The sequence below is a fragment of the Aristophania sp. ESL1142 genome, assembly GCF_058107345.1.
The window spans coordinates 226373-252696 of record NZ_JBYLUH010000001.1 but is presented as its reverse complement, the minus strand read 5'-3'; the positions used below and the strand labels follow the sequence as shown (position 1 = coordinate 252696).

At 47.6% G+C, this 26324-nt stretch carries 20 protein-coding genes and 1 other RNA gene; 16 read left to right on the top strand and 5 right to left on the bottom strand.

Translation table 11 applies throughout. The annotated features are described in order from the left end of the window. Positions 1 to 183 precede the first annotated feature (183 nt). The 3 genes from AC3B6P_RS01115 to AC3B6P_RS01105 all read left to right on the top strand — a co-directional run bounded on the left by AC3B6P_RS01115 (position 184) and on the right by AC3B6P_RS01105 (position 4356). On the top strand, positions 184 to 2580 hold the full coding sequence (locus AC3B6P_RS01115) for a membrane-bound PQQ-dependent dehydrogenase, glucose/quinate/shikimate family (RefSeq protein ID WP_489804320.1): 2397 nt from the start codon (positions 184 to 186) through the stop codon (positions 2578 to 2580). A 159-nt stretch (positions 2581 to 2739) separates the two neighbouring features. Then, on the top strand, positions 2740 to 3531 hold the full coding sequence (locus AC3B6P_RS01110; RefSeq protein WP_489804319.1) for an SDR family NAD(P)-dependent oxidoreductase: 792 nt from the start codon (positions 2740 to 2742) through the stop codon (positions 3529 to 3531). A 33-nt stretch (positions 3532 to 3564) separates the two neighbouring features. Then, positions 3565 to 4356, top strand: coding sequence for an SDR family NAD(P)-dependent oxidoreductase (locus AC3B6P_RS01105; protein WP_489804318.1), 792 nt, complete (start codon positions 3565 to 3567; stop codon positions 4354 to 4356). 82 nt (positions 4357 to 4438) lie between these two features. Here AC3B6P_RS01105 and AC3B6P_RS01100 read toward each other — a convergent pair whose 3' ends face one another. Then, positions 4439 to 6256: an AMP-binding protein gene (locus tag AC3B6P_RS01100; RefSeq protein WP_489804317.1), complete on the bottom strand. Its 1818-nt coding sequence runs from the start codon at positions 6254 to 6256 to the stop codon at positions 4439 to 4441. A gap of 180 nt (positions 6257 to 6436) precedes the next feature. On the opposite strand from AC3B6P_RS01100, the gene AC3B6P_RS01095 reads away from it, so the two are divergent. Next, positions 6437 to 6949: a DUF3465 domain-containing protein gene (locus AC3B6P_RS01095; RefSeq protein WP_489804316.1), complete on the top strand. Its 513-nt coding sequence runs from the start codon at positions 6437 to 6439 to the stop codon at positions 6947 to 6949. A gap of 27 nt (positions 6950 to 6976) precedes the next feature. Here AC3B6P_RS01095 and clpA read toward each other — a convergent pair whose 3' ends face one another. Together clpA and clpS are read right to left on the bottom strand one after the other, a co-directional pair. Further along, entirely contained in the window at positions 6977 to 9253 is a 2277-nt protein-coding gene (gene clpA, locus AC3B6P_RS01090; RefSeq protein ID WP_489804315.1) for an ATP-dependent Clp protease ATP-binding subunit ClpA, read from the bottom strand. Positions 9254 to 9304: 51 nt separating this feature from the next. Beyond that, complete coding sequence (clpS, locus tag AC3B6P_RS01085) at positions 9305 to 9625, bottom strand: ATP-dependent Clp protease adapter ClpS (RefSeq protein WP_489804314.1); 321 nt, start codon at positions 9623 to 9625, stop codon at positions 9305 to 9307. Positions 9626 to 9920: 295 nt separating this feature from the next. On the opposite strand from clpS, the gene AC3B6P_RS01080 reads away from it, so the two are divergent. From AC3B6P_RS01080 to AC3B6P_RS01045, 8 genes are all read left to right on the top strand, one after another. Further along, a complete protein-coding gene (locus AC3B6P_RS01080) occupies positions 9921 to 10937 on the top strand; it encodes a D-alanyl-D-alanine carboxypeptidase family protein (protein WP_489805511.1) in 1017 nt (338 codons plus the stop codon). Between the two features lie 123 nt (positions 10938 to 11060). Further along, positions 11061 to 11864, top strand: coding sequence for a type I methionyl aminopeptidase (gene map / locus AC3B6P_RS01075; protein ID WP_489804313.1), 804 nt, complete (start codon positions 11061 to 11063; stop codon positions 11862 to 11864). 34 nt (positions 11865 to 11898) lie between these two features. After that, positions 11899 to 13728: a gamma-glutamyltransferase gene (gene ggt / locus AC3B6P_RS01070; protein ID WP_489804312.1), complete on the top strand. Its 1830-nt coding sequence runs from the start codon at positions 11899 to 11901 to the stop codon at positions 13726 to 13728. Between the two features lie 84 nt (positions 13729 to 13812). Continuing rightward, positions 13813 to 13909, top strand: an RNA gene (ffs, locus tag AC3B6P_RS01065) — signal recognition particle sRNA small type. Between the two features lie 69 nt (positions 13910 to 13978). Next, positions 13979 to 15934: a DNA polymerase III subunit gamma/tau gene (locus AC3B6P_RS01060; protein ID WP_489804311.1), complete on the top strand. Its 1956-nt coding sequence runs from the start codon at positions 13979 to 13981 to the stop codon at positions 15932 to 15934. Between the two features lie 19 nt (positions 15935 to 15953). After that, positions 15954 to 16277: a YbaB/EbfC family nucleoid-associated protein gene (locus AC3B6P_RS01055; RefSeq protein ID WP_489804310.1), complete on the top strand. Its 324-nt coding sequence runs from the start codon at positions 15954 to 15956 to the stop codon at positions 16275 to 16277. 33 nt (positions 16278 to 16310) lie between these two features. After that, on the top strand, positions 16311 to 16910 hold the full coding sequence (gene recR, locus AC3B6P_RS01050; RefSeq protein ID WP_489804309.1) for a recombination mediator RecR: 600 nt from the start codon (positions 16311 to 16313) through the stop codon (positions 16908 to 16910). A 1-nt stretch (position 16911) separates the two neighbouring features. Continuing rightward, positions 16912 to 17691, top strand: a complete 780-nt coding sequence (locus AC3B6P_RS01045) for an SDR family oxidoreductase (protein WP_489804308.1) — start codon at positions 16912 to 16914, stop codon at positions 17689 to 17691. A gap of 5 nt (positions 17692 to 17696) precedes the next feature. On the opposite strand, the gene AC3B6P_RS01040 is transcribed toward AC3B6P_RS01045, so the two are convergent. Both AC3B6P_RS01040 and AC3B6P_RS01035 read right to left on the bottom strand, forming a co-directional pair. After that, positions 17697 to 18185 (bottom strand): hypothetical protein, encoded by a 489-nt coding sequence (locus tag AC3B6P_RS01040; protein WP_489804307.1) that lies wholly within the window; start codon positions 18183 to 18185, stop codon positions 17697 to 17699. A gap of 75 nt (positions 18186 to 18260) precedes the next feature. Further along, positions 18261 to 18584: a TIGR02300 family protein gene (locus AC3B6P_RS01035; RefSeq protein WP_489804306.1), complete on the bottom strand. Its 324-nt coding sequence runs from the start codon at positions 18582 to 18584 to the stop codon at positions 18261 to 18263. 168 nt (positions 18585 to 18752) lie between these two features. Between AC3B6P_RS01035 and aroA the strand changes: the two genes are divergently transcribed. From aroA to AC3B6P_RS01015, 4 genes are all read left to right on the top strand, one after another. Next, positions 18753 to 20075, top strand: a complete 1323-nt coding sequence (aroA, locus tag AC3B6P_RS01030) for a 3-phosphoshikimate 1-carboxyvinyltransferase (protein WP_489804305.1) — start codon at positions 18753 to 18755, stop codon at positions 20073 to 20075. A 4-nt stretch (positions 20076 to 20079) separates the two neighbouring features. Further along, positions 20080 to 20724, top strand: coding sequence for a (d)CMP kinase (gene cmk, locus AC3B6P_RS01025; protein WP_489804304.1), 645 nt, complete (start codon positions 20080 to 20082; stop codon positions 20722 to 20724). A 304-nt stretch (positions 20725 to 21028) separates the two neighbouring features. Further along, on the top strand, positions 21029 to 22735 hold the full coding sequence (gene rpsA, locus AC3B6P_RS01020; RefSeq protein ID WP_489804303.1) for a 30S ribosomal protein S1: 1707 nt from the start codon (positions 21029 to 21031) through the stop codon (positions 22733 to 22735). 236 nt (positions 22736 to 22971) lie between these two features. After that, on the top strand, positions 22972 to 26313 hold the full coding sequence (locus AC3B6P_RS01015) for a glycosyltransferase (RefSeq protein ID WP_489804302.1): 3342 nt from the start codon (positions 22972 to 22974) through the stop codon (positions 26311 to 26313). Positions 26314 to 26324: the final 11 nt, after the last annotated feature.

The window sequence follows — 26324 nt, the reverse complement described above, 5'->3', positions numbered from 1 at the left end:
GTCAGGGCTTATAAGGTCCATGCCGAGGACACTTGGCGGGGTTCCCTGAGCAATCGCTACCAGCCTGTTAGGGGCCCATGAAATCACAGGATTTTTATCCGTTTTTTCATGAAGCGGATAAAGCCCAAGAAACACTGGAGTAGTAATATGGGTGAGGATCAGTCTAAGGATCATCACTTTTCTGTGGCAAAAGCTTATCGAGGCCTTTTCTGCATTATCAGCCTGCTCGTCGGGATAGGGCTGCTTTATGGCGGCATCAAGCTGGCAGTGCTGGGGGGAAGTCTTTATTATCTTTTGGCAGGGCTTGCATATGTTGTTCTTGCAGTTCTGGTTTTTTTACAAAGTCGCGTAACAGTTTTCTTCAATATTGTTGTTTTTCTGGCAACCATCATCTGGTCGTTTTGTGACGTGCCTGTCTTTGGTTTCTGGGCATTTCTTCCGCGTCTGGTAGTCCCTGCTATTGTTTTTGGTATGGGGCAGTGGGCCGTCGCAACATTCTCCCGGTTACCTGTTTCAGAAAAGCGTCTGAATTTCGGCTCCGGCGTCGTCATGATTGGATGTCTGCTTGTCGCATTGGTGGAATCTTTCCTGCCTCATGCAGAAATCATGGATGTTGAAGCAATTAATGCCAAGAAGCAGGAAGTTCCCCACGCAACGACTGATAAGCCCGAAAACTGGGAATTTTTTGGCCGTAATGCAGATGGTACCCGTTTCGCACCTTATGATGAGATTACGCGTAAAAACGTGAATCAGCTTAAAGTCGCATGGGTTTATCATACTGGCAGAAGGATTAAAGGTCCTGCGATTGGTGTGGATGAGGATACACCTGAGCAGATTGGTAATGTCCTTTATTCCTGTACACCAGAGAGTCTGATTACTGCCCTTGATGCTGATACAGGAAAAATGCTTTGGAAATATGATGCCAAAGCACATGCGCCTGAGCATGTTTCCTGCCGTGGTGTTGGGTATTATGACTTCGATAAGGATACGAGCCTGACCGCTGAGGAAAAAGCAGCCAATACGTCTCAGATCTGCCGTCAGCGTATTCTGGGTTCAACCGTAGATGGTCGCCTTTTTGCACTTGATGCTCATACGGGCGCTTTATGTCCTGACTTTGGAGAGAATGGCACAGTTGATGTCAAAAAGCAGATTGGCCCGGCTGAAAATGGCAAACGCTACCATCCTTCAGCAATGCCAGTTGTGTTAGGCCATACTGTCATTCTGGGTAGCTGGGTACGTGATATTGTTCATGGAGAGCCTTCTGGTGTTGTCCGTGCTTATGATACGCGTAATGGCTCTCTTGTCTGGGCTTGGGATGTTGGGAACCCTGACAATAATGGTGCACCACCAGAGGGGCAGACCTATACGCTTGAAACACCTAATGTCTGGGCTGTTCCAAGCTTTGATAAAGATCTGAATCTTGTTTATCTGCCCACAGGAAATGGTCCTCCTGATTATTGGGGTGGTGATCGTCCTGACTATAAAGAAAAATTCGGTGCAGCAATTGTTGCAGTCGATGCTTCTACAGGAAAAACAAAGTGGGTTTTCCAGACAGTCCATCATGATATCTGGGATTTCGACCTGCCATCACAGCCTGTTCTCTATAGTTTCACAAATGCTCAGGGTGAAAAAGTTCCTGCTCTGATCCAGACAACAAAATGGGGTAATATTTTTGTTCTGGATCGTCGTACAGGTAAACCCATTACGGAAGTGAAAGAACTTCCCGTGCCAACCAATGGTGCGGAAGGGGAACATGTTTCGCCAACACAACCTTTCTCGGTTGGTATGCCCGTTATTGGTGCAGCACCTCTATCAGAAAAGGCTATGTGGGGTGTCAGTACATTCGATCAGCTTTATTGCCGTATTCTTTATAAGAATTCGGTTTATGAAGGGCCTTTCACACCCCCAAGTGAGAAAGATTACCTCGAATGGCCAAGCGTATTTGGTGGGCTGAATTGGGGCGGTGTCTCTATTGATGAGAGCCGTGACATCATGTTCGTTAATGATATGAGCATGCCACTGCGTATGAAACTGGTGAAAAAGGAAGAAGCTTCGAAGTATAAAATCTCTACTGACGAGATTCCAGGCTTTACTGGAACTGTGCGTCCTCAGATGGCTGGTCCTTACGCTGGTGTTCGTATTGATGTCATGCAGTCTCCACTTCAGGTTCCCTGCAATACACCTTCTTTCGGAACAATGACGGCTGTTGATCTGAAAAGTAAAAAGATCATGTGGCGTGTCCCCATGGGAACAGCTAAGGAGCTTGGTCCTTATGGCGTGAAGAGCCATATGCCCATGCCGATCGGTATGCCGACACTTGGTGGTCCGACATCGACGGCTTCTGGTCTGGTCTTTTTTGCTGGAACGCAGGATTATTATATCCGTGCTCTGGATTCTTTGACGGGAAAAGAAGTTTGGCGTCAGCCCTTGCCTGTGGCAGCGGTTTCTGCGCCTTTGATCTATCGTTCCCCCAAAACGGGTAAAGAATATGTTGTCGTATCAGCGGGTGGTGCAAGCCATTCACCTGATCTCGGTGATTATATCATTGCCTATACATTGCCAGATCATTCTGCAAAGTAAGGATTTTGGAAATCACTTACAGAAAATCCCCACTTCGGTGGGGATTTTTTTTGTTATATTTACCGAAAATAGAAAACAGATCAGATAGAGTTACCCGAAACACAGGGATTATAACTTGTGATGAAAGTGCGTGAGATTCTGTAAAAAGGAGGCTCTGTAATGCTGATTGATCTATCAGGGAAAACGGCGATTATTTCTGCTTCAACAGGAGGGATTGGCCTGGCAGCCGCTAAAGGGCTGGCGGAGAGTGGTGCGTCTGTTGTCCTTAATGGGCGGTCTGAAAAGACTGTAGGGCGGGCATTGGACTCTGTCAGGGCTGACGATCCTGATGCGAAGATTGACGGGGTTGTGGCTGACCTTTCGACCATAGAAGGTGCTGAGACATTATTTGCCCGCTATTCTGCCTGTGACATCTTGATCAATAATCTTGGTATTTTTGACCGGTTTGATTTCTTTAAAATGACTGATGACGAATGGCATCATTTTTTTGATGTGAATGTTCTCTCTTCCATAAGGCTGGCGCGTTTTTATCTTCCTTCTATGAAAGAAAAGGGCTGGGGGCGGGTTCTGTTTATTTCGTCACAATGTGCCCTGACTGTGCCATCAAATCTTATCCATTATGCCAGTACCAAGGCTGCCATGATGGCAATTGCCCGTGGTCTGGCCAAACAAATGGCGGGAACAGGGGTGACGGTAAACTCAATTTTGCCGGGGCCAACATTTACAGAAGGTATGGCAGATCTGTTTCAGAAACAGGCAGATCAGAAGGGGCAACCGGTTCAGGAAGTCGTGGATGAATTTGTGCGTACCGAACATGCGGAATCAATTATTCAGAGGGCAGCTACAGCTGAAGAAGTAGCGAATATGATTGTTTACATATGCTCTCAGCAGGCATCTGCGACAACGGGGGCCGCTTTGCGTGTTGAAGGTGGCGTTATAAATAGTCTGTAAGCAATACAGGATTTCTTGAGAAGGAGTTGGGAAATGCAAATTGATCTCTCAGAAAAAACAGCCATTATTTCAGCTTCAACTGCTGGAATTGGTCTTGCGATTGCCAAAGGGCTGGCTGGAAGTGGTGCCTCAGTCGTGATTAATGGGCGTACCAGGGAGCGGGTAGAGAAAGCCTGTGCAGAAATTTTGGCAGAACTCCCTCATGCCAGCCTTATTAAAGTAGCGGCAGATCTTTCTACTGAACAAGGGGCTGCTGAATTACATCGTCTCGTTCCAAGTTGTGATATTCTCGTCAATAATCTGAGTATTTATAAAACACAGGATTTTTTCGATCTTGATGATGATGAATGGCGACGCTTTTTTGAAATAAATGTTCTCTCTTCTGTTCGCTTGTCACGGATATATCTTCCAGGAATGGAAAAGAAAGGCTGGGGCCGCGTTGTATTTATCTCTTCTGAATCGGCATTTAACATTCCGGCTGATATGATTCATTATGGTTTTACAAAAACAGCGATGGTTTCTATCGCACGTGGCTTGGCCAAACGTATGGCAGGGACGGGTGTAACGGTTAATTCCGTATTGCCCGGTCCGACTTTGTCAGAAGGAATGGAGGCCAATTTCAAGGAGGAATCCCAGCGCACAGGACGCTCAATTAAAGAACTGGCGCGTGATTTTGTACGTAAGAACCGTCCTTCTTCCATAATAGACAGGGCAGCAACCGTCGAAGAGGTTGCCAATATGGTGGTTTATGCCTGTTCAGTCCAGGCTTCAGCCACCAGTGGGGCAGCGTTGCGTGTTGATGGTGGTGTGATTGATAGTTTATAGTGTCATGCACAATTGATGGCGGTACTGACAAACACTTTACGAAAAAGTGTGTGTCAGTACCGGGAGCAAAGAGGGTAATGTCTTACGTATTTTCTTCCTGATGGATGATCTGTTTTTTCAGGACAGAGCGTGCGATCTTGCCTGAGGATGTCTTCGGCAAAGAATGACGAAATTCTATGAAATCGGGCCTCGCATAACCGCCAATAGCGCGTGTGATACAGGATGTTACACCCTCTTTGGTCAGTGTATTTTTATGGTCAGGCACAATGAAAAGGGCAATGCACTGGCCCTTTAGTCCGTGAGGGATGCCAATAGCAGCACACTCCCTGACAGTATCCTTGGCGAGCAGGCACTCTTCAATCTCAGCCGAGCTGACCCGATGGCCTGAAATATTCACTACATCGTCGATACGGCCTAAAATACGGTAATAACCTTCAGCCGTTCTTTCGGCCTCATCGCCTGTAAGGTAATATCCCGGTTTGGCAGAAAAATAGATTTCCTGAAAAAGTTCTTTATGTCCCCAGATGCCAAGTGCCTGACCCGGCCATGAGGCTTTGAGGCATAATGCGCCGACGCCAGCGCCTTTTACCTCTGACCCATTTTCTTCCAGAAGGGCAATTTCCAGATATTCAGAGGCTTCCAGCCCCATGTGAGGGTCATTTCTTTCCTTATTCTTATCAGGAGGTGAAAGCATGATCCCTCCTGTCTCGGTCTGCCACCATGTATCAAGTAAAGGGCAGGTAGAATGACCAACATATTGATGGAACCAGTTCCATGAAGCCGCATCCAATGGTTCTCCAACGGAGCCGAGAAGACGCAGGGATTTCGTTTCCTCTTTGCTTGGTGCCCCATTATGTAGACGACTTAACAGGCGCAAGGCTGTCGGGGCTGTATAGAATATTGTTACACCTAGTGCCTCAATAATCTGCCACCATCGTTTTGATGTAGGATATGTTGGAGGTGCCTCGGACAGAACTGTCGTGATACCAAATAGGAGAGGGGCATAAATGGTGTAGCTATGTCCTGTGATCCATCCAATATCGGCAGTAGACCAGAAAATATCATTTTCTGTGGGAGAAAATGTTCTGACAAAGCTGTAATGAACCCAGCTGGCATAGCCGCCAGTAGAATGAATAATCCCTTTAGGCGTCCCCGTTGTTCCTGAAGTGTAAAGGATAAAAAGCGGATCTGTCGCCTGCATAGGAACGTAAGGGCACTCTTCGGAAACTAAAGAACGTAACGTTTCATAGAGTACATAATCCTTTGGATAACCTTCATTTGTTTCGATATCAGAATCAATGAGAAGGATTTTTATTGCATGCTCTGGGTTCAACTTGACCAATGCATTATGGGCGATATGGAGGAAATCCAGCTCTTTGGCACCACGGCGGCTTTTTGTAAGGGTAATGAGGACGGAGGGATTGGCATCGCGTAATCTATGTTGCAGAGCAGCTGAAGAAAGCCCCCCGAAGAGAACAACATGGATTGCTCCAATTCTTGCACAGGCCAGCATAAAAATTGCTGCTTCTGGAATAGTGGGGAGGAAAATCGCAACCCTGTCGCCTTTTTTTACGCCCATCCTTTTTAGAACATTGGCAGCGATTTTAACTTCAGCCAGTAACTCTTTGTAGGTCAGCTGCCTGATTTGGCCTTCTTCATTACCAACACTGATAAGCGCGATTTTGTTTCCATGTGTTGCAGCATGTCTGTCCAGGCAGTTTGCAGCCATGTTCAAAGAACCGTCTTCATACCAGGAAATGACGGCATTTTCCCCAAAGTGAGACTGATCCGTTTTTTGTGGGAAATCTATCCAGTCCAAAGAGCGGGCAAGGGCTAACCAATAATCGTGTTTGTTATTTTCTACTGGTGCTAAATGTTGGTTAATCTCTTGGTCATGCACGGTTTTTTCCCCAAGGAACGAGAGAGAATTATTTTTGACATAAGGTTTCAAGGTCAAGAACTATACTATTTTGTGTATGAATGTATATATAATTTTATCAGTCCCAGAGACTTAGCATTTTAGCTTATTGTGTTTGAAATTTTATGACCGAGATCCGAGAGTGGATAAATGAGGATGAAGATGAAACGTGCTTTAATGCTAGGATCACTGGGTGGAATGACAAGCCTGATCATAGGTTTGATGACAGCTCCTGCCGCACAGGCGCATCTGGGGCTTAATGACCGTCATGAAATGCCAATATCTTGCGATAATGAACAGTTTCTGCATGACCAAACCATTCTGATGGAGCAATATAGTCATAAGAATGTCTCATATGGGCGCCATCTTGAGTTTCCTGAACATGTGTGTGGCTCTGTCGTAAAAGTCTATCGTGCCAGAAAAAGTCGCAGTGGGTGGCATGGTTATTTCCTTATGAAAGTAGGCGTCAATCAGACATTACGGATTGTTTCAAATCTTGATAATATGGATGCACCTCATTGGCCGTGGGTCAGGGAAGGCGATATGATTGACGTAAGAGGGCGTTATTATTTCGATGCTCCTCACCGGCAGGGCCTTGATTGGACGCATCATGGTACAAGTCGCAAATGGCCTTGGGGTGGTTACGTCACCGTAAATGGAAAACGTTACGAATAAGTATTAATCTACTGATATATCGTCTGGTCAATGTGATAAAGAAGGTGGTGTTTTACTTTCAATGGTGAAAATAAGCTGGTCCTTATGCACGCTGATTGTAACATGGCCACCTTTTATCAGTTTTCCAAATAAGAGTTCTTCAGCAAGTGGCTTCTTGATCTTTTCTTCGATCAATCTTGCCAGAGGCCTGGCACCATAAAGTTTCTCATATCCATTTTCTGCCAGCCATTCATAGGCTTTTGGCGTCAGGTGGAGCTGAACATGTTTGTGGGATAGTGTCGCCTGAAGCTGGGTGATGAACTTTCTGACGATGTGCTTCATCGTTTCAGGTGAAAGAGGGGTAAAGGGAATAATAGCATCGAGACGATTGCGGAATTCCGGGGTGAAAAGCTGTTTAATGGCTTCTTCATCATCGCCGGAACGCGCATCACGGGCAAAACCTACAGCTTCTTTAGAAAGCTCGGCAGCACCGGCATTAGAGGTCATGATCAGGATGACATTCTGGAAATCAACCAGTTTCCCGTTATGGTCGGTGAGTTTCCCATGATCCATGACCTGTAGGAGAAGATTATAAATATCAGGATGTGCTTTTTCAATTTCGTCAAGAAGCAGGACACAATGTGGCGTTTGATCGATGGCGTCCGTCAGAAGGCCGCCTTGCTCAAATCCGACATAACCTGGGGGTGTTCCAATGAGACGTGAGACGGAATGAGCTTCCATATATTCAGACATGTCAAAGCGGATAAGGGGAATCCCCAGTGTCATGGCCAGTTGGCGTGCAGCTTCTGTTTTCCCTACCCCTGTAGGACCAGAAAAAAGGTAACTACCAACAGGTTTGCCCTCATCGCGTAAGCCTGAGCGGGACAGGATGATGGCCGAACTAAGTTTATCAAGAGCCTGATCCTGCCCGAAGACAGCCTTGCGCAGATCTTGAGGGAGTGCGCGGAGTGCCTGACGCTCATCCTTGTTGATGGCGTGTGGAGGGATATGGACGATCTTTGCAATGATGTTTTCAATATCACTCACTCTGACAACGTGGCGTTTTCTTCCTGTCTGTAGCTGGAAAGCAGCACCGGCTTCGTCAATGAGGTCAATGGCCTTATCTGGTAGTTTACGTTCATGAATATAACGCGTGGACAGATCGACAGCGGCTTTGAGGGCGGCATCTGTATAATGGAGATTATGATGCTGTTCATAACGTGACTTCAAACCCCGTAAAATCTGAAAAGTTTCTTTTTCAGAGGGTTCAGTAACATCAATTTTCTGAAAACGCCGTGTCAGAGCATGATCTTTTTCAAAAAACTGACGGTATTCCTTATAGGTTGTTGCTCCAAGGCAGCGTAATTTTCCTGCTGCCAGGGCCGGCTTGAGCAGATTGGAAGCATCCATGGCGCCTCCTGTCGTTGCGCCGGCTCCAATGAGTGTATGGATCTCATCAATGAATAGAATGGAGCCAGGCTGGTTTTGTAATTCTGTCATAATGATTTTGAGGCGTTCTTCAAAATCACCACGATAGCGTGTGCCAGCCAGGAGACTACCCAGATCAAGATTATAAACAATAGCTGATTTTAAGGCAGGAGGTACTTTTCCTTCTACTATGCGGTAAGCCAGGCCTTCCGCAATAGCTGTCTTGCCGACACCAGGGTCACCGACCAGAAGAGGGTTGTTTTTCGTTCTGCGGCATAAAATCTGTATGACGCGCATGACTTCTTTTTCGCGCCCAATTAAGGGGTCAATCTGCTTTTTCTGTACTAATGCGTTCAAATTGGTGCAGTAATTGCCAAGGGCCTGATTTTCGTTGCCCGGCTGCATGATAAAATGTCCATCTTCATTAAAGGAAACAGTCTGTGCTGATTTCCTATGCTCAAGATGTGCAATAGACCCATGAGAGAGGGCATGAACGGCATCAAGCCGCGTCATACCCTGACGCTTTAAAAAATAAACGGCATAGCTGTCGCGTTCAGGGAAAAAGGCAACAAGAACATTGGCGCCGGTTGTGACGGTTTTCCCCGCACTCTCCACATAAATTTCCGCTCGCTTTAATACCCGTTGATAAGCCGTAGTGGGAGAGGGGGTAGCCTGCGGGTTTGAAGTGACGATTGTGCCTAGTTGGTCGGTAATGAACTCATAAAGATCTGTTTTTAACTGTTCAATATCCAGGCGGCATATTTCCATAATGGAACGGGCGTCAGAATCTTCGCATAACGCCAGAAGAAGATGCTCAAGAGTAATCAGTTCGTGTTTATATTTCCCTGCCAGAGTTTCAGCTCGCTCAAGCGTTTGCTCAAGAACGGAAGAGAACATGAATAACTCCTCTGAGAATGAAAGAGTGCATCTTAGAAAATTGGTAACGTGTTAGGCTTCTTCAAGAATACACAATAAAGGATGTTGATTGTTATTGGCATAACCATTGACCTGCGTCACTTTGGTTTCTGCAACTTCATAAGTATAGATACCGCAAAGGCCACTTCCATTATGATGAATGTCCCAGGCAATCTGTTGTGCCTCTTTTGCCGTTTTATTAAAAAAACTTTGCAGGACGTGAATGACGAAATCAACAGGTGTGAAGTCATCATTCAGCATAATGACCTTGAACATGGAAGGATAAGCCAAGCGGGTTTTTAATTGTGTCAGGGTTTCTCCCTGCGGCGCATTATGAGGACCAGATTTTGCCATGATAACCTCTAGAAAAAGACTCCGTGTCAGAAGGCAGGCTGGGAAGATAGTTTTCCTTCAATTTTATATGAGGCAGTCTTAATGATTTGAGAAGACGTTTCCCGAAAAGTAAAATAATACCAAAATTTATAAAAAATGCGTTGGAAATTCTCTAAATTAAGGTAGATTTTGGGCTGAAAATGGCGGATAATTTACCCTCTGTGATAAAATTAAGGAGTCTCACAGCTTATGGACTCCGCCAATCTGTCTGAATGAATTTCTGCCTGAATAAATTTTGGGGGTCGAGTTTTTGACAATGCGCGTCTTTTCCCGTTCTTTTTTCATTACATGTCTTGCCGCTACCCTAGGAATCGGCAGCGCTGCAAAAGCACAATATGCGGGGCATATTTCTAGCCTTGTCATGGATGCTAATACGGGCAAGGTCTTATCTGCCAGTGATGCGGACCTTCAGCGCTATCCAGCGTCATTAACGAAAATGATGACCCTTTATATCACGTTCAGGACTCTTTCTGAAGGACGAATGGGGCTTGAAGACAGAATGCCTGTCTCTATCCATTGCTCCATGCAGGAGCCATCTAAGCTGGGTATGAGACCGGGCAGCATGCTCAAGGTTGAAAGTGCTATTCTGGGATTGGTCACAAAATCCGCAAATGATGCCGCCTGCACATTAGGTGAATATATGGGCGGTGGGGATGAAACCAGTTTTGCCAGTGAGATGACTCGTACGGCTCACCAATTGGGAATGTCCAGCACCACTTTTAGAAATGCTTCCGGTTTACCTGATCCGGATCAGGTGACGACTGCACGGGATATGGCAGTACTTGCCCGCCATATCATGAAAGATTTCCCACAGGATTATCGTTATTTTAATGTGCGGAGTTTTTATTTTAATCGCCGTACAATTCCCAATCATGATCCATTATTAGGTGTTTATGCTGGTGCTGATGGGTTGAAAACAGGTTTTACGTCTTTGGCAGGGCATAATTTGGTCAGTTCGGCTTGGCAGAGTGATACACGTCTGATTGGTGTCGTTCTTGGGGCACGGACCAACAGAATTCGTAATGAAGAAATGATTGCCTTGCTTAATAAAGGGTTCATGGCAGAGGGACATGTGCCTTTACCGCTTATCAAACCAGTAGCCCCGGCAAAAATATTGCTCGCAAAACAGGGAAAACGTTCTGGTGTCAAATCCAGACATTTTCGCAGTCCCGTGCGGCTTGTTTCTTACCGTCCTCACAGAAAAGGGGCGACAAGGGCAGCGCGTCTTGTGCATAAAACGCGCGTATCCATACGTGGGCATCATCGTTCCTGAACAGGGTGTCCAGGATCGGGCTGAACGGATAATGATATATAAAGGGGTCCCATTTTACTCTTGCGCTTCAGGTCGGAGGGTCTCATTTTAGGGACTTTCTGAAGAGGATAGGATAAAGGGGTCATGGGGTCTCATCAAAAAAACGGTATTACATTTTATACGGAAGATGATTTTAAACAGTTGCGTCTTGTTGGTCAGCTTGCGGCAGAGACGCTTGATATGATTACCGATCATGTACAGCCCGGTGTAACTACTGAAGAAATCAACCGTATTATTCATGAATTTACGATAGAGCGTGGAGCTATTCCGGCGCCTCTTAATTATAAAGGCTTTCCCAAGTCCTGCTGTACATCAGTGAATCATGTGGTCTGTCATGGAATCCCGGGTGAGAAAAAACTTGAGGAAGGGGATATCGTCAATATTGATGTGACGTCCATTCTGGGAGGGTGGTATGGCGATACATCAAGAATGTATATTGTCGGCAAAGCATCCCGCAAAGCTGAGAAACTGGTCGATGTGACATATGAATGCCTGATGCGTGGCATTGAAGTTGTGAAACCTGGGGCTACTCTCGGTGATATCGGCCATGCAATCCAGACTCATGCGGAAAAAAATCGTTTCTCAATTGTCAGGGATTTCTGTGGTCATGGCATTGGTCGCACATTTCATGAAGCACCCAATGTTCTACATTATGGTCAGCCCGGCAAGGGAACGATTTTGAAAGCGGGTATGGTTTTCACCATTGAGCCAATGCTCAATATCGGGAAAGCTGATGTCAAGATTTTGGCAGATGGCTGGACAGCTGTTACACGCGACCGCACACTTTCAGCCCAATTTGAGCACATGCTGGGTGTGACCGAAAATGGCTGCGAGGTTTTCACGCTTTCGCCCAAAGGTTATACGAAGCCACCTTATAAGCTTTCCTGACCTGCAGGATATCTTTGCGAGAGGAAAAGCGTTTATGAAATTGCGGTTTCTTTTTTGTCTGGTTGCAACGTTTATTTCCTCTCCTGCTCTGGCTGATATAGTTCCTTCGGGTAAGGATCCGCTTGCGTTTGGAGTAGAGAAAGAGCAAGCTGGGGTAATGGTCTCAGCGCCCCATGGTATGGTCGTATCAGCCCAACATCTGGCTTCCCAGGTTGGGGCGGATATCCTGAAACAAGGGGGCAATGCCGTTGATGCAGCTGTGGCGGTGGGATACGCACTGGCTGTTGTTTATCCCGCAGCAGGGAATCTGGGGGGCGGAGGGTTTATGACCCTCTATCTTGGTCGTGGTAATAATAATGCTGGTCCGGGTAATCTGAGGCATCATCATACAGTTTTTGTTGATTTTCGTGAGCATGCTCCTGGACAGGCACGGGCAGATATGTTTGTCAAACCGGATGGGCAGGTTGATAGTCAGGCTTCCGTTACGGGCTGGAAGGCTGTTGCTGTGCCGGGTACTGTTGCGGGGCTGGAAGGTGCGCGTTCGCGTTGGGGAAGGCTAAGCCGGGCTGTTGATATGGCACCGGCTGTCAAACTGGCACGTGAAGGGTTTGTGCTGGAAGAAGGGGATGTACAGCTTTTGCACACAGGCCGGGATTATTTCCATAAAGACCCCTTCGCCAGAAAGGTTTTTTTACGTCCTGATGGCCAAGACCTCCAGGTGGGTGACCGTCTTGTTCAGAAAGATCTGTCGGACACATTGGCATTAATTGCCCGTTATGGACAGGATGCTTTTTATAACGGCCCGATTGCTGGCGAGATCCTGCGTGTCAGCCATGATGAGGGGGGGATTTTAAATGGCGCGGATTTCACTTCCTATCAGATCAGGCTTCTTCCAACATTAGATTGCAACTATCGGGGTTATGTCATCCATACAGCACCCCCTCCAAGTGGGGGAGGGATCGCTTTATGTGAAATGCTGAATATTCTTGAGGGATATGATCTTGCCAGTTCAGGCTTAGGGACGGCATCCTCTGTGCAGCATGAATTAGAAGCCATGCGTCATGCTTATTCTGATCGTCGTGATCTGGGAGATCCTGCTTTTATCTCCAATCCTGTAGATCATTTGATGGATAAGAAATATGCTGATGAAATCCGTCGTTTGATCCCTGATAACAAGTCTCTTGAATCATCATATTTGCAGGCAGGGCGGGCTGAACCTGCTTTGCAGATGCTTAAAAAATCCCCCACGCTGTCAGAAAAAAGGGAAACAACGCATTTCTCGGTCATAGATGGAAATGGCCTGGCTGTTTCCGTAACATTCACGCTCAATGGTTGGTTTGGGGCGGGTGTTATGGCAGGCCATACGGGGATCTGGATGAATGATGAAATGGATGATTTCTCAGCCAGAGCTGGTGCACCCAATATGTTCGGTATTATCGGGTCTCAAGCTAATGCAATTGCTCCAGGGAAAACACCACTCTCCTCAATGAGTCCAACCATTATGACAAAGGAAAATCATGTGGTTGCCGTGCTCGGAAGTCCCGGTGGGTCACGGATTCCTACGATTGTGCTGCATATGGTTCTGGGATTGGTGGATTATCACCTTGATTTGCGTCAGGCAGTTATCAGACCACGTTTCCATGAACAATGGATGCCCTCGGTTGTCGAGATGGAGCAGGGTGCTCTGTCGCTTCCGGTCCAGCAGGTGCTGGAACGTGAAGGTTACCAGTTTGTGCGTCGTGGCCCCTGGGGTATGGCAGAAGCGATTATCACAGGAGCGCCTGACCTTTATTCCAGAAAGACAGGGCGGTTTTATGGTGTGGCAGATCCGCGTCATCCTGGTGGCGCCGCAATTGGGGAATAGTGACAGCCCTGATTAAAAAGCCCCATCTAAAAAGAGTGAAGGGGGTTGCCTTATCCCCCCCTCATTGTGCTAGAAGCGGCTTTGGAAGGTCGGCGCTGGACGGTTGGCTCGCGAACCCGGTCAGGTCCGGAAGGAAGCAGCCGTAGTGATTTCCAGCTGGGTCGGATGTCCGGCCTTCCACCTTTTAAAAGGATAAGACTGGTAAAGATTCCTGCAAAAGGTTCTGAAAAAAGGGGAAGGGTCTTCACTTATGGATGATGATACTCTGCCTTTACCTGAGGAAAAAGGAGAAAGCCTTTTTCCTGAAGCTGCTCCCGAGAACGGAGTCTCGGCTCCAGTGACTGGGAAACCCCAACATTATAAAGTCCTTGCCCGGAAATACCGCCCGCGCACTTTTGATGACCTGATTGGGCAGGATACATTAGTGCGGATTTTGCGCCGCGCCTTTGAAATTGGCCGGGTTGCACATGCTTTTATGCTGACGGGTGTGCGGGGTGTCGGCAAGACAACAACAGCGCGTATCATTGCCCGTGCCCTCAACTGTACCGGAGCTGATGGTCAGGGAGGGCCTACTGCGGATCCTTGTGGTGTTTGTCCAAATTGCGTTGCAATTCTGGAAGATCGTCACCCGGATGTACTGGAAATGGACGCTGCGTCACGCACAGGTGTTGATGACGTTCGCGAAATTATAGAGTTTTCCCGTTTCAGGCCCATGCAGGGACGCATGAAAGTCTTCATTATTGATGAAGTGCACATGCTGTCGCGTAATGCCTTTAATGCACTCCTGAAAACGCTGGAAGAACCGCCAGATCAGGTTACTTTTATTTTTGCCACGACTGAATTACGCAAAGTTCCCGTCACTGTCCTGTCACGTTGCCAGAGATTTGATTTATGCCGCGTGTCGCAAAACCAGTTGGCGGAACATTTCAGCCAGATTGCTGGGAAGGAAAATGCCCATTTTACAGCTGAAGCGATTGCCCTGATTGCCAGAGCTGCTGATGGGTCTGTGCGTGATGGACTTTCCTTGCTTGATCAGGCGATCGCCCAGGGTGCGGAGGATGCCAAATCTGTTGCTGCCATGCTGGGACAGGCTGATCGTGGTCTTGTTTTTGACATGCTTGAGGCTATCATGGCTGGTCAGGCTGAGCAGGTTTTGAGCTTCGTTGAGCAGGCTTATGCACAGGGAGCAGACCTCCGTACGGTTCTGACGGACCTGATGGAAGGTGTGCATCTTCTTTCACGCTTTAAAATTGATCACTCATTACGGGAGAGTAATGAATTTCCTGAAATGGAGCGAGTTAGGGGAGGGCGGCTTTGTGACCGCCTTTCCATGAGTGTTCTAAGTCGTGCGTGGCAGATGTTGCTTAAAGGTGTGGCAGAAGTTGATCAGGCGCCAGACCGACGGCAAGCAGTTGAGATGATATTGATCCGGCTCTGTTATAGCAGTGTGCTCCCGACTCCTGATGAGTTAATCCGTCAGTTAAAAGGGGAAAAGCCGGTCATATCCCCTCCAGCAGCTTCTTCTGGACATGGCGCAGCTTTTACCGCACAGTCGTCATCTCAGACATTGTCTCAGGCAATGGTTCCGCAAAGCCCTGCTTTTAAAAGGCCTGAGCCAACAGCCGGGGCCTCCTTAAAGCTTGTGGCGAATGGTGGTGTAATCATAGAGTCAGATGCGCCAGGGCTGGCTGTTATTGAAGAGGTGGCAGAAGCACCGTTAACGCTGCCAGTACCTAAAAGCTGGCGTGAGATGGTTGCTCTCGTTGGCAGGGAGAAAGAAGCCTGGCTTCATGGGATTCTGCGTCATGAAGCACATCTGGTCCGCTTTGCCCCTCCTGAGCTGGTTCTACGCTTGAGTGATGTCGAGGTGCGTAAGCGTGTACAGAAAACATTACCGGCATTGCTTGAACGTCTTTATCCAGGACTATGGCATTGCGAATTTTCTGACGAAAAGGGTGAATTAAGCTTGGATGAACAGGGTGCGCAGATTGTTGCCCTGAATAAGCAGCAAGCTGAGCAACATCCATTGGTTATGGCTGTTCTGAAACGCTTCCCCGGAGCAAGGATTGCCTCTATTCATGACCATACACTTGATGGCTATGGGTTACCCCCAGAAGAGATTATTCCTTTGGGCGAAGATTATACACCGGATCTTGAGTTTGCACCTTATGATGCAGATTCCATTGATGAAACCGATTTGAACTGAATAAAAAGGAAATGAATTTATGAAAAATCTTGCAGGGATGATGAAGCAGGCAAGCCAGATGCAGGCTCGCATGAAAGAAGCGCAGGAAAATCTAACCAAATTGGTGGTTGAGGGAGAAGCGGGTGCTGGTCTGGTCACTATGAGCCTGAGTGGTAAGGGGGAGATGAAGGCCATTACCATTGATCCTAAAGTGGTTTCTCCTGATGATGTTGAAATGTTGCAGGATCTTATTCTGGCCGCTTTCGCTGATGCAAAGAAAAAGGCTGAAGCTGCCAGTGCAGAAGAGATGAAAAAAGTAACAGGGGGGATATCCCTTCCACCTGGCCTCGACCTGCCTTTCTGATTGAATAAAAGCCATTCTTGAGAGGCACAATTTGTGCGTAACAGCCCTGAAATTGAAGCTCTGATAACACGTCTGTCCCGCTTGCCGGGGCTGGGGCCACGTTCGGCTAGACGCGCAACATTGGCTTTATTGCAGAACCCTGTTACGCGCCTCCAACCGCTGATTGAGGCGCTCCAGAATGCATCCCGTACTGTCAGGATTTGCGAGAGCTGCGGTAATCTTGATAGTCTGACCCCATGTTCAATCTGTCGGGATCAGGATCGTGATCATGCTGTGATCTGCGTTGTTGAGCAGGTAGGTGATCTTTGGGCGCTGGAGCGTGCGGGTGTCTATAAAGGGCTTTATCATGTCCTTGGTGGCACATTATCCGCGCTTAATGGTATCGGACCCAATGACCTGAATGTGCCGTCTTTGTTAAAGCGGGCACAGGATAAGGGCGTTGAAGAAATTATCCTGGCTTTAGGGGCAACGGTCGAAGGGGCAACTACGGCCCATTGGCTCCATGAGCAGCTTAACGCCTTTGGTGTAAAAATCAGCCGGCCCGGTCATGGTATGCCTATAGGTGGTGCGCTGGAAGGGTTGGATGATGGGACGTTGGCAGCTGCCCTTTTAGGCAGAAAGGAACTTTTTTGAAATGATCACTCTCCCTTCCGCCCTGCCGCGGGTTGCTCTTGTGACAGGCGGTGCTTTAAGGCTCGGCCGTGCCATGGTGCAGGCTTTGGCTGCTCAGGGCTTTTCAGTCGCCATTCATTGTAATCGTCATTACGAAGAGGCTCAGGAGTTACTGGCCTCTATCGGTGGTCGTGGTTGTGTGGTTCAGGCTGATCTGTCGCGTGAGGAAGCGTTATTACCCCTGATGCAGGAGGTAAGAGATGCCCTTGGTCCCGTTGGTGTGCTGATTAATAATGCTTCTGTTTTTGAACGTGACGAGTTTGATAATGTCACACGTGAAAGTTGGGACCGGCATATGCAGCCCAATTTGCGTGCGCCCTTTGTACTGTCTCAAGCGATGGTAAAGGCTCTCCCAGATGAAGCAGAAGGGGTTATCCTGCATATGCTCGATCAGCGTGTATGGAATTTAACGCCGCATTTTGTCAGCTATACAATTTCACGTTCGGCACTCTGGAGTCTGACCAGAACTATGGCAATGGCTTTTGCACCACGCGTCCGGGTCAATGCCATTGGTCCTGGGCCAGTTCTGCCTGCTGAAGGGCAATCGAGAGAACATTTTGACAAAATGTGTCGCGAAACGCCCTTACAGCATGGCTCTTCACCTGAAGAGATTGGACAGGCGGCTTTAATGCTGCTTTCTCTGCCATCAGTCACAGGGCAGATGATTGCTCTTGATGGGGGACAGCATCTTAACTGGGGCCCGACAAACGTCATGCAGGATTACGTTATCGAAGGTCTATAAAATTACTAAGGGGATAAAAGCCTCACAGCCTGCTCGGTATAATGTTCATAGACCAATGCCAGAGGCTGTCTGTCAGAAAGACGGTGCAAGAGTGCCTGATGCGCGAGAAGATAAGGTTTTATAGGCGAGGGCTGGCAAAATTCCAAAGCCTCTCTGATAAAAGAATTTTCTCCCAGAAGAGCGCCAAAAGGGACCGTACTATTGCGGAGCTTTTCTATTAGGGGAGGAGGAAGTAAGGCAGCGTTAAAACAGTTCCAGGCTTCCAGTAACAAGAGATTGCCTGCGTAAAGACGGATGTGTCGGGCGACAAGCTGCGCCGGTCTGGGAGCAGAGGATAATAATAAAGGAAGTTTTTCCGGAAAGGGAAAGTCATCACAGGGTAAGTGCACGATTCGCAGCGGAACCGTGCAGAAATCCTGCATGAAAGCTGTAGCACTACGGCCAGATGCCAGAAGCTCTTCAAGATTTTTTATTTTATCTTGAAGAGACATCATCTCAGAAATGGCTGAATCTCAATGATATTGTCAGGGTGGGGAAGTATTCCCCAGAGTTCCTGAGCTGCATATCGTTTAATTGTCGTCGCGCTCGTCGTTATCTGTGTTGACTTCAATGTCATTGCTGATGTCGTCATCGAGGTCATCATCAGTCATGACATCGTCATCGGTATCACTGTCATTGTCCAGATCGACATCAAGGTCATTCTCATGCTCGTTCTGGGGCAGAGTGTTTTCTTTATCGTCTTCAAGTTCATCATCACGATTTTTGAGACGTGAGCTATTTGCGGGCTGCACGGTACCACATTTTGGGCATACCGGTGGTACGCGGTTAAGGTCGTAAAAGCGTGAATTACATTCAACGCATGTCCGTTTCAGACCGAGTTCAGCTTTTGCCATAGTGTGGGCCTACCAATACCGTTTACAGGAGGAAGTGAAGGGGCCATGCCATGTTCACGCCTCCTCTGTCAAATTTTTCTGCTTCAGAATATAAATTTTTTCAAATAAATTTATTTTACGCAAGAGAACTGTCAATCTGTTTTTGTCTTTTTAATAGTAAGAGCGATCATGACCAATTCACGTCCTTTAACTGTTTCTGCCCCTTCTTCCCGTCTTTTTGGGCGTATTAAAGTCCCAGGCGATAAATCAATAAGCCATCGCGCTCTTATGCTGGCGGCTCTGGCAGAAGGTGTTACCAGAATCTACGGATTGCTTGAGGGCGAAGATGTGATCTGCACTGCAAAGGCTGTCGAGGCTTTGGGGGCAAAGATTGAACGCAATCATGATTTCTGGCGTGTTGAGGGGATCGGTATCGGAAAGTTGCAAGAACCGGATGATGTGCTCGATATGGGTAATTCCGGCACGGCAGCGCGTCTGCTCTCAGGGGTTCTGGCAACGCATCCTATCAATAGTATCATGACAGGTGATGCCTCTTTGCGGTCACGTCCTATGGGCAGGGTGAGTGACCCGCTTTCAGAAACGGGCGCCCGGTTTGTAACACGTACAGGCAAACGGCTCCCTATGGCAATTATGGGGACTGGCAAAGGAATTGCACCCCATTATAGATTGCAGGTCGCTTCAGCTCAGGTGAAATCGGCACTCCTGCTGGCAGGGTTGAACTGCCAGGGTGAAACATGCGTCATAGAACCTGTCCCAACGCGGGATCATACAGAAAACATGCTGCGTCATTTCGGATTGGATGTTGATGTGTCCATTTCAGAAGATGGTAGTCGTACTATCCGTCTCCAGGGGCCGGCCCGACTGAAAGCACGCGATATTATTGTGCCTGGGGATCCATCTTCAGCAGCATTTCCGGTCGTGGCAGCCTTATTGGTGCCAGGTTCGGAAATTATTATTGAAAAAGTCGGTTTAAACCTCTTGCGGACGGGTTTGTTTACCACATTAAAGGAAATGGGGGCCTCGCTCGAAATTCATAATGAAACCATCGAAGGAGGTGAAAGATTAGGGGACCTGCACGTCAAGGCAGGCCGTTTGCGTGCTGTGACAGTCCCGGCAGAACGTGCCCCCTCCATGATTGATGAATATCCCATCCTGTCAGTAGCCTGCGCCCTTGCTGAGGGCACATCTCACCTGAAAGGGCTTGCTGAATTGCGTGTGAAGGAAAGTGACCGTCTTGCTTCAACAGTGGCCCTGTTAAAGGCAAACGGGGCAGAAGTGCATGTTGAAGGAGATGATATGATCATTCAGGGGCAGCCTTCATTGGTAGGAGGAGGATTTGTGAAAACGCATATGGATCATCGTCTGGCTATGAGTGGCATTATCCTTGGTCTTGCAGCTCAGAATCCGGTAAAAATTGATGATACAGCCTTTATTGAGACGAGTTTTCCGGGGTTTGTTGAACTTATGAATCGCCTGGGCGCAGGGCTTTAAAATCATGAAACCTGTCAAAAAGCTGATTATTGCCGTTGATGGCCCCGCAGCGGCTGGTAAGGGGACTCTGGCGCAATCTCTTGCCCGGGTTTTGGGGATTCCCTATCTGGATACAGGACTTCTTTATCGTGCAGTTGCCCGCTCTGTCCTTGATCAGGGGGTGGATCCGCAGGGTGATGCGACTCTTTTTGCTGAAAGACTAAAGCCAGAAGATATGTTGCGCTCAGACCTGAGATTGCCGGAGGTCGATCAGGCTGCCTCTCAGGTTGCACGCCAACCAGGGGTCAGATCTGCCCTGTTAGAGCGTCAGCGTTATTTCGGGCATTTAAATGGTGGTGTTATTGACGGGCGTGATATCGGCACGGTGGTTTTCCCCGATGCGGATATGAAATTTTTCATTACAGCCTCACCTGAAGTCAGAGCACAGAGACGTTATAAACAGCGTCATGGCCATGAATGCGCCGATCCTTCCCTTTTGGAGCAGGAAATAAAGGCGATTACGGAGCGCGACCAGCAGGATGCGTCTCGTGCTGTCGCACCTCTGAAGCCTGCGGCAGATGCTGTGGAGATTATAACAGATCATCTTGATGCAGAGGCCGTTTTACAAAAGGTAATGATCTGCCTGAAAGAACGGGACCTGATTCGTTAAATGAGGTCACTTTCCGGTAAGAATGAGGTATTTGGACACTTTTTTATCCAATGGAGTAAAAAAGCGCCTAAATAAGGTTGACATCATTGCCTCGCGCGTTATTGGTGCAGAGGACTGGGATTAATGCAGTCATGATCTCAGTCAGGCCAGGTTAAAAAGAAATGGCCTCTTAATATTTGATTCACTGACCCTCTTTGTGACTGAAAAAGGGGGGAGACGTCGTTTTAAGCTTTTTTGCGAAGCGGCGCATAACGTGGACCGTCAACTCATCAATGATGGGAAGGTCCTGGAATGCTGGAATTACATGGCTTCTGCCACTCAGACATCACAACATGAAGTTGAAAATTTTGCTGCTCTCCTTGACGAAACGCTAGGCACTGACGCCGCTTTCGAAGGATCAGTTGTCACAGGACGTATTCTGCGTCTGACGAACGATTATGCGATCGTTGACGTAGGGCTGAAGAGCGAAGGGCGTGTTGCTCTGCGCGAATTTGGTCCTCCAGGTGTTGCACCTGACGTGAAACCAGGTGACGTTCTCGAACTTTATGTTGAGCGTTATGAAGATCGCGATGGCTCCATCGTCCTGTCACGCGAGAAAGCACGTCGTGAAGAGGCATGGACAGCTCTCGAGCGTGCCTTTGCAAATAATCAGCGCGTAAATGGTACAATTTACGGACGCGTCAAGGGCGGCTTTACAGTTGATCTCGGCGGTGCAATGGCCTTCCTGCCAGGTAGCCAGGTTGATATCCGTCCAGTTCGTGATGTTGGCCCTCTTATGGGACAGCCACAGCCATTTCAGATTCTGAAAATGGACCGTGCTCGCGGCAATATCGTGGTTTCACGTCGTGCAGTGCTTGAAGAAACACGCGCTGAGCAGCGTTCAGAGCTGATTCAGGGTCTGACAGAAGGCATGATTCTTGATGGTGTTGTGAAAAACATCACAGATTATGGTGCGTTCGTTGATCTGGGCGGTGTTGACGGGCTTCTGCATGTTACGGATATTGCTTGGAAGCGTATCAACCATCCTTCAGAAGCTCTCCAGATCGGGCAGCCTGTTCGCGTTCAGGTGATTCGCTTCAATTCTGATACGCAGCGTATCTCTCTCGGCATGAAGCAGCTTGAAGCTGATCCATGGGAGAATGTTGCTGTTAAATACCCTGTCGGAGCACGCTTCACAGGTCGTGTTACCAACATCACTGATTACGGTGCATTTGTTGAGCTTGAACCAGGCGTTGAAGGCCTCGTGCATGTTTCTGAAATGTCATGGACGAAGAAGAACGTTCATCCGGGTAAAATCGTGGCAACTTCTCAGGAAGTTGAAGTCATGGTCCTGGATGTTGATAGCAGCAAGCGTCGTATTTCTCTGGGGCTTAAACAGGTTCAGCGCAATCCTTGGGAGCAGTTTGCTGAAGAGCATAAAGTCGGTTCTGTCATTGAAGGCGAAATCCGTAATATTACAGAATTCGGTCTCTTCATTGGTCTGTCTGCTGATATTGATGGTATGGTCCATATGTCTGACCTTTCATGGGATGAGCCTGGTGAGGCTGTCATGTCCCGTTATGAAAAAGGTCAGGTCGTTCAGGCTAAAGTCCTTGATGTGGATGCCGAGAAAGAGCGTATCTCTCTGGGGATCAAACAGCTTCAGGAAGATCCTGCTGCCGATACATTGGCACGCATCAATAAAGGTGATGTCGTTACCTGCATCGTGACCGCTGTTCAGACGAACGGGATCGAGGTGAAGGTTGATGATGTTCTGTCTGGCTTCATCCGTCGTAGCGAGCTTGCTCGTGATAAGGCTGAACAGCGTCCAGAACGTTTTGCTGTTGGTGAGAAGGTTGATGCCAAGATCATCGCGGTTGACCGTGCATCCCGCAAGCTTGCTCTGACAATCCGTGGCCGTGAGGTCGAGGAAGACAAGCAGGCAATTAGTGAATATGGTTCTTCTGACTCAGGCGCTTCCCTGGGTGATATTCTGGGTGCAGCGATCCGTCGTCGTAACACAGAAAATTAAGTCGGAATGATCCGCTTAGGTTTATTTAACTTTTGTTAAATAAACCATTTACGAAAGGATGCTTCTTTTAAAGGGGCATCCTTTTTGCATTTGAGGTAAGGACTTGTTCGAATGCAGGTGAATCTGATAGAAATACAATAGGTAATATATAGCGTCTTAACTAAAATTATCATTGCTTCTAACCAGTTGAGTGAGAAGCAATAAATAGTGTGTGGGCTTTAAGTTCAGGGAAAAGCATGGCTGTTATCTACAACACGAATTATACGCATAACTCCAATGCCTATCTTACGCTTGCTATAAAAAAAGCCGCAGAGAAACTTTTTGGGCGGGATAATATTATTGTTGCTGATAATATGAATCTTGCCAGTCTTGCAGCATCAGGGGAACATGATACCCTTCTATGTCTGGATGGTCAGCGCCTGAATGTTGCCTTGATGCGGCGTGTCCGCCCGGCTTTCAAGACGATGATTTTATGGACGTTTGAAGATCCTTTTATGCAGGAATTCAACGTCGAAAATTCTCTGCTTTTTGATCATGTTTTTACTAATGACCCAACGAGCGTCAGCGCTTATTTTGGGAAGGGGCATTATCTGCCTTTAGCGGCTAGCCAGTGGCTTCATGAACGCCCTGTTCGCGCTGCTCAGGAATGTGATTATGATATTTTCTTTGCTGGAACTATGTGGCCTAACCGTGTCGAGGTGCTCCGACGTGTTATTGCCGCTTTTCCTGAGGCCCGGCTCAAGCTTGTTTGTCCGACAAATGAATATCTTCCCCCCCTGCCGGCAGATATTGCTGCCTTGTCTCTTCAGCGCCCTATCAGCCATGAGTCCTTTATAGATTTTGCCAATGTCAGTGCTGTAACGCTGACAATGTTCCGGAATTATGCAAGCCATGGCACGGTTAGCCAGGCTACGGCACCAGGGCCACGCCTCTTTGAACTGGCTTTAGCGGGTACAGCACAGGTTGTAGAAATTGCCGATGGCATGGCAAATGAATATTGCGATGTGGTTGATGGTGTTGCCCTTACGCGTGGAAGCGACGAAATTATTGAGGCCATTGCCCGCCTGCTGAATAATAAGACGGCCAGAAGAAAGGCTGCTTTGGCATCGCAGAAATCAGCGCTTCAGATGCATCTTTATGAGCATCGGTTAGAGCATATTCATGATATTACGAAAGCGAATTTCAAAAAACGTCCCCAGGCAAAAGCAGAGAAGATTGAACGTCGTCGGCGTTTGCGCGTCCTGTTCTGCACACACTCTACCCTCAATGAGAAGGAGTGGGGTGGCGTAGAAGTTTATCAGCAGGTTCTTTGCACTTTATTGGGCCGCGATGTTGAGTTTTTCTTCTGGTTGCGCCGGGGGGGATTTTGTCGCCTTGTCAACGCTGCTGGGCAAGAGCTTGAATGTTGCGATCTGGTTGAAAAAGAATGGCACGATATTCTTTGTGATGCCACAGAAGAGACTGCTTTTTCAGCGGTTATCAGCCAGTATAATATAGACGTCGTTCACTTTCAGCATTTGGGTCATCATGCAAGCTCCTTGCCTTTCATTGCTAAGGCGTGTGGCGCCGGGGTGCTGTTCTCTGCGCATGATTTCTGGCTTGTTTCGACACGTTATAATCTGCTTAATCGTGACATGCGCTATAGCGAGGATGAGTTTGCCTCTATTTTGGCCATGGACGTTAATTTTAAAATTGCCGAAAATATTGCTTATGGGGGCGAACAGACCAGACGTGCTTTTATAGACCGTATGCTCCATCATATTGATGGGATCATGTTTGGGACAAAGCACTCACGGGATTTTATACACCGTATTTATCCTGTTCTTGATAGTAAAATCAGCGTGGTCAATGGTATTCCCAGTCCTGATTCGACAGTGCCAGTTGTTCCGAGAGGTTATGTTCCACTTCAGGGGCGTCCTTTGGAGGTAGCGGTTATTGGTAATTTTCTGAGGACCAAAGGAGCTGACGCCGTTCTGGCGCTTATTGAGCTTGCTCATCAGGAACATTTCCATTTTCATATCATGGGTTATATCCAGCCGGATTATCAGTCTGTTCTCGATAATATACAGCGTTCCAATGTGACGGTGCATGGACGTTATGATGTGGGGAATACAGAGCTTCTGCAACAGGCAGATGTCGCATTAATTCTTTCGATCTGGCCTGAAACATATTGTATTTCCCTTTCTGAAGTTTGGCAGAATGGTTTAATCCCCATTGTGACAGATATTGGTGCTCTTCATGATCGTGTCACTGACGGCGTTAACGGTTTTAAAGTACCAGTAAACCGTCCTGACAAGGTCCTTGAAAGGCTGGAGCTGTTACGGTCTTCAGAGCCATTACGTCAGCGCATGATGGAAGCCATTACGCCTGATTTATGGACTCATGAAGGTATATATGGCCAGCAATTGCTGGAGCTTTATCAGCGTATTGCGCCTAATCAGGAAATGGGGGTTTCGGAACTCCAGTTTGATATGGGGCAAATTCATTATCTGCCTCATAATTCATGGCGCCATCAGGCGCCTCCACGTCATATTTTTGACCCTCCGGTCAAGCGTGACCTGTCCATTTGTCTCCCCCCTGATATTATAGACTGGTTCGCGATTCAGGGGGCGGAATGTTACGTTGATGATCTCTGTCATTACGTTCTGAGTGAGGATAGTGAAGAGTCATTTAAGCCGGTTAGTGAATTTCATATTGGCGGTTGGATGTTCTTGCCAGATGTCAGCACTGCTGGGCAGCTTTATGTGGTTCTGGTTAGTGAACATGAACAGAATCCTCTCATTTATATTGAGAGTGAGCGTGAAATTCGTGTTGATATTTCCAGGCTTTTTGGCAGTGTGCCGCGTCGTTCCGGCTTCCAGGCCAAGGCTGCCTTGCGGGGAAAATGGTGCGAAGGACGTTATAGAATTGGCCTGATTAATGTTATTAACCATCGCGGAGCTTTTCAGCTTCTCTCTCGTGGCGTAGAAGTCAAGGAAGGTAAAATAGAAAATATCTTCTCAGCAAAACCCTCTAACGCTGAGATTTTATCGGCTTTTCGCAGGGTCTTGTTAAGTGATGGCCTGCTGCGTGGGGTTAATCTGAGTAGAATTTCAGAGAAAAAGCTGTTTTTACATCAGGAGAAGATCCTCTCTTATTTCATCGATTCCCTGAAAATAGTTGCGATTGATGAAAATCAGGCGAAGGAAGCTGGTGCGCTTTTTGTCAGGGGATGGGGCTTCCTTGAGGGCATGACGCGGTCTGGTCAGCTTTATGTTGCCTTTATTAATGCCGAAAAAGATGAAATTGCCTATTTCGGGACTGAGCGCTTTGCACGTGATGACGTGCGCGTCGTTCATCGCGAAGCTCCGTTATGTTCCGGTTTTAAAGGGGTTTTTTACCCATGGAAGGGGCAAATAGAGCGTCTGAACGGTGAATATCATGTTGCTTTGGTGAATATTGTTGGTGAGATTTATGGCTATGCTCTGAGTGACCAGACCGTTTCTTTCAAGGATGGGCGCACGGAGCAGGTTGAGACGAAAGACCTGACAGGCAAACAGGCTGAACGTTTAGGAGCGTTATTACAGCAGAAATTATGACAAGACTGAGA

Bases quoted from the DNA above. Each gene is read 5' to 3' on its own strand.
- aroA (WP_489804305.1), top strand. From the start codon at position 18,753: ATGACCAATTCACGTCCTTTAACTGTTTCTGCCCCTTCTTCCCGTCTT.
- rpsA (WP_489804303.1), top strand. From the start codon at position 21,029: ATGGCTTCTGCCACTCAGACATCACAACATGAAGTTGAAAATTTTGCT.
- AC3B6P_RS01045 (WP_489804308.1), top strand. From the start codon at position 16,912: ATGATCACTCTCCCTTCCGCCCTGCCGCGGGTTGCTCTTGTGACAGGC.
- AC3B6P_RS01105 (WP_489804318.1), top strand. From the start codon at position 3,565: ATGCAAATTGATCTCTCAGAAAAAACAGCCATTATTTCAGCTTCAACT.
- AC3B6P_RS01055 (WP_489804310.1), top strand. From the start codon at position 15,954: ATGAAAAATCTTGCAGGGATGATGAAGCAGGCAAGCCAGATGCAGGCT.
- AC3B6P_RS01095 (WP_489804316.1), top strand. From the start codon at position 6,437: ATGAAACGTGCTTTAATGCTAGGATCACTGGGTGGAATGACAAGCCTG.
- AC3B6P_RS01040 (WP_489804307.1), bottom strand. From the start codon at position 18,185: ATGATGTCTCTTCAAGATAAAATAAAAAATCTTGAAGAGCTTCTGGCA.
- AC3B6P_RS01110 (WP_489804319.1), top strand. From the start codon at position 2,740: ATGCTGATTGATCTATCAGGGAAAACGGCGATTATTTCTGCTTCAACA.
- AC3B6P_RS01080 (WP_489805511.1), top strand. From the start codon at position 9,921: ATGCGCGTCTTTTCCCGTTCTTTTTTCATTACATGTCTTGCCGCTACC.
- AC3B6P_RS01060 (WP_489804311.1), top strand. From the start codon at position 13,979: ATGGATGATGATACTCTGCCTTTACCTGAGGAAAAAGGAGAAAGCCTT.
- clpS (WP_489804314.1), bottom strand. From the start codon at position 9,625: ATGGCAAAATCTGGTCCTCATAATGCGCCGCAGGGAGAAACCCTGACA.
- AC3B6P_RS01015 (WP_489804302.1), top strand. From the start codon at position 22,972: ATGGCTGTTATCTACAACACGAATTATACGCATAACTCCAATGCCTAT.
- cmk (WP_489804304.1), top strand. From the start codon at position 20,080: ATGAAACCTGTCAAAAAGCTGATTATTGCCGTTGATGGCCCCGCAGCG.
- ggt (WP_489804312.1), top strand. From the start codon at position 11,899: ATGAAATTGCGGTTTCTTTTTTGTCTGGTTGCAACGTTTATTTCCTCT.
- map (WP_489804313.1), top strand. From the start codon at position 11,061: ATGGGGTCTCATCAAAAAAACGGTATTACATTTTATACGGAAGATGAT.
- AC3B6P_RS01035 (WP_489804306.1), bottom strand. From the start codon at position 18,584: ATGGCAAAAGCTGAACTCGGTCTGAAACGGACATGCGTTGAATGTAAT.
- clpA (WP_489804315.1), bottom strand. From the start codon at position 9,253: ATGTTCTCTTCCGTTCTTGAGCAAACGCTTGAGCGAGCTGAAACTCTG.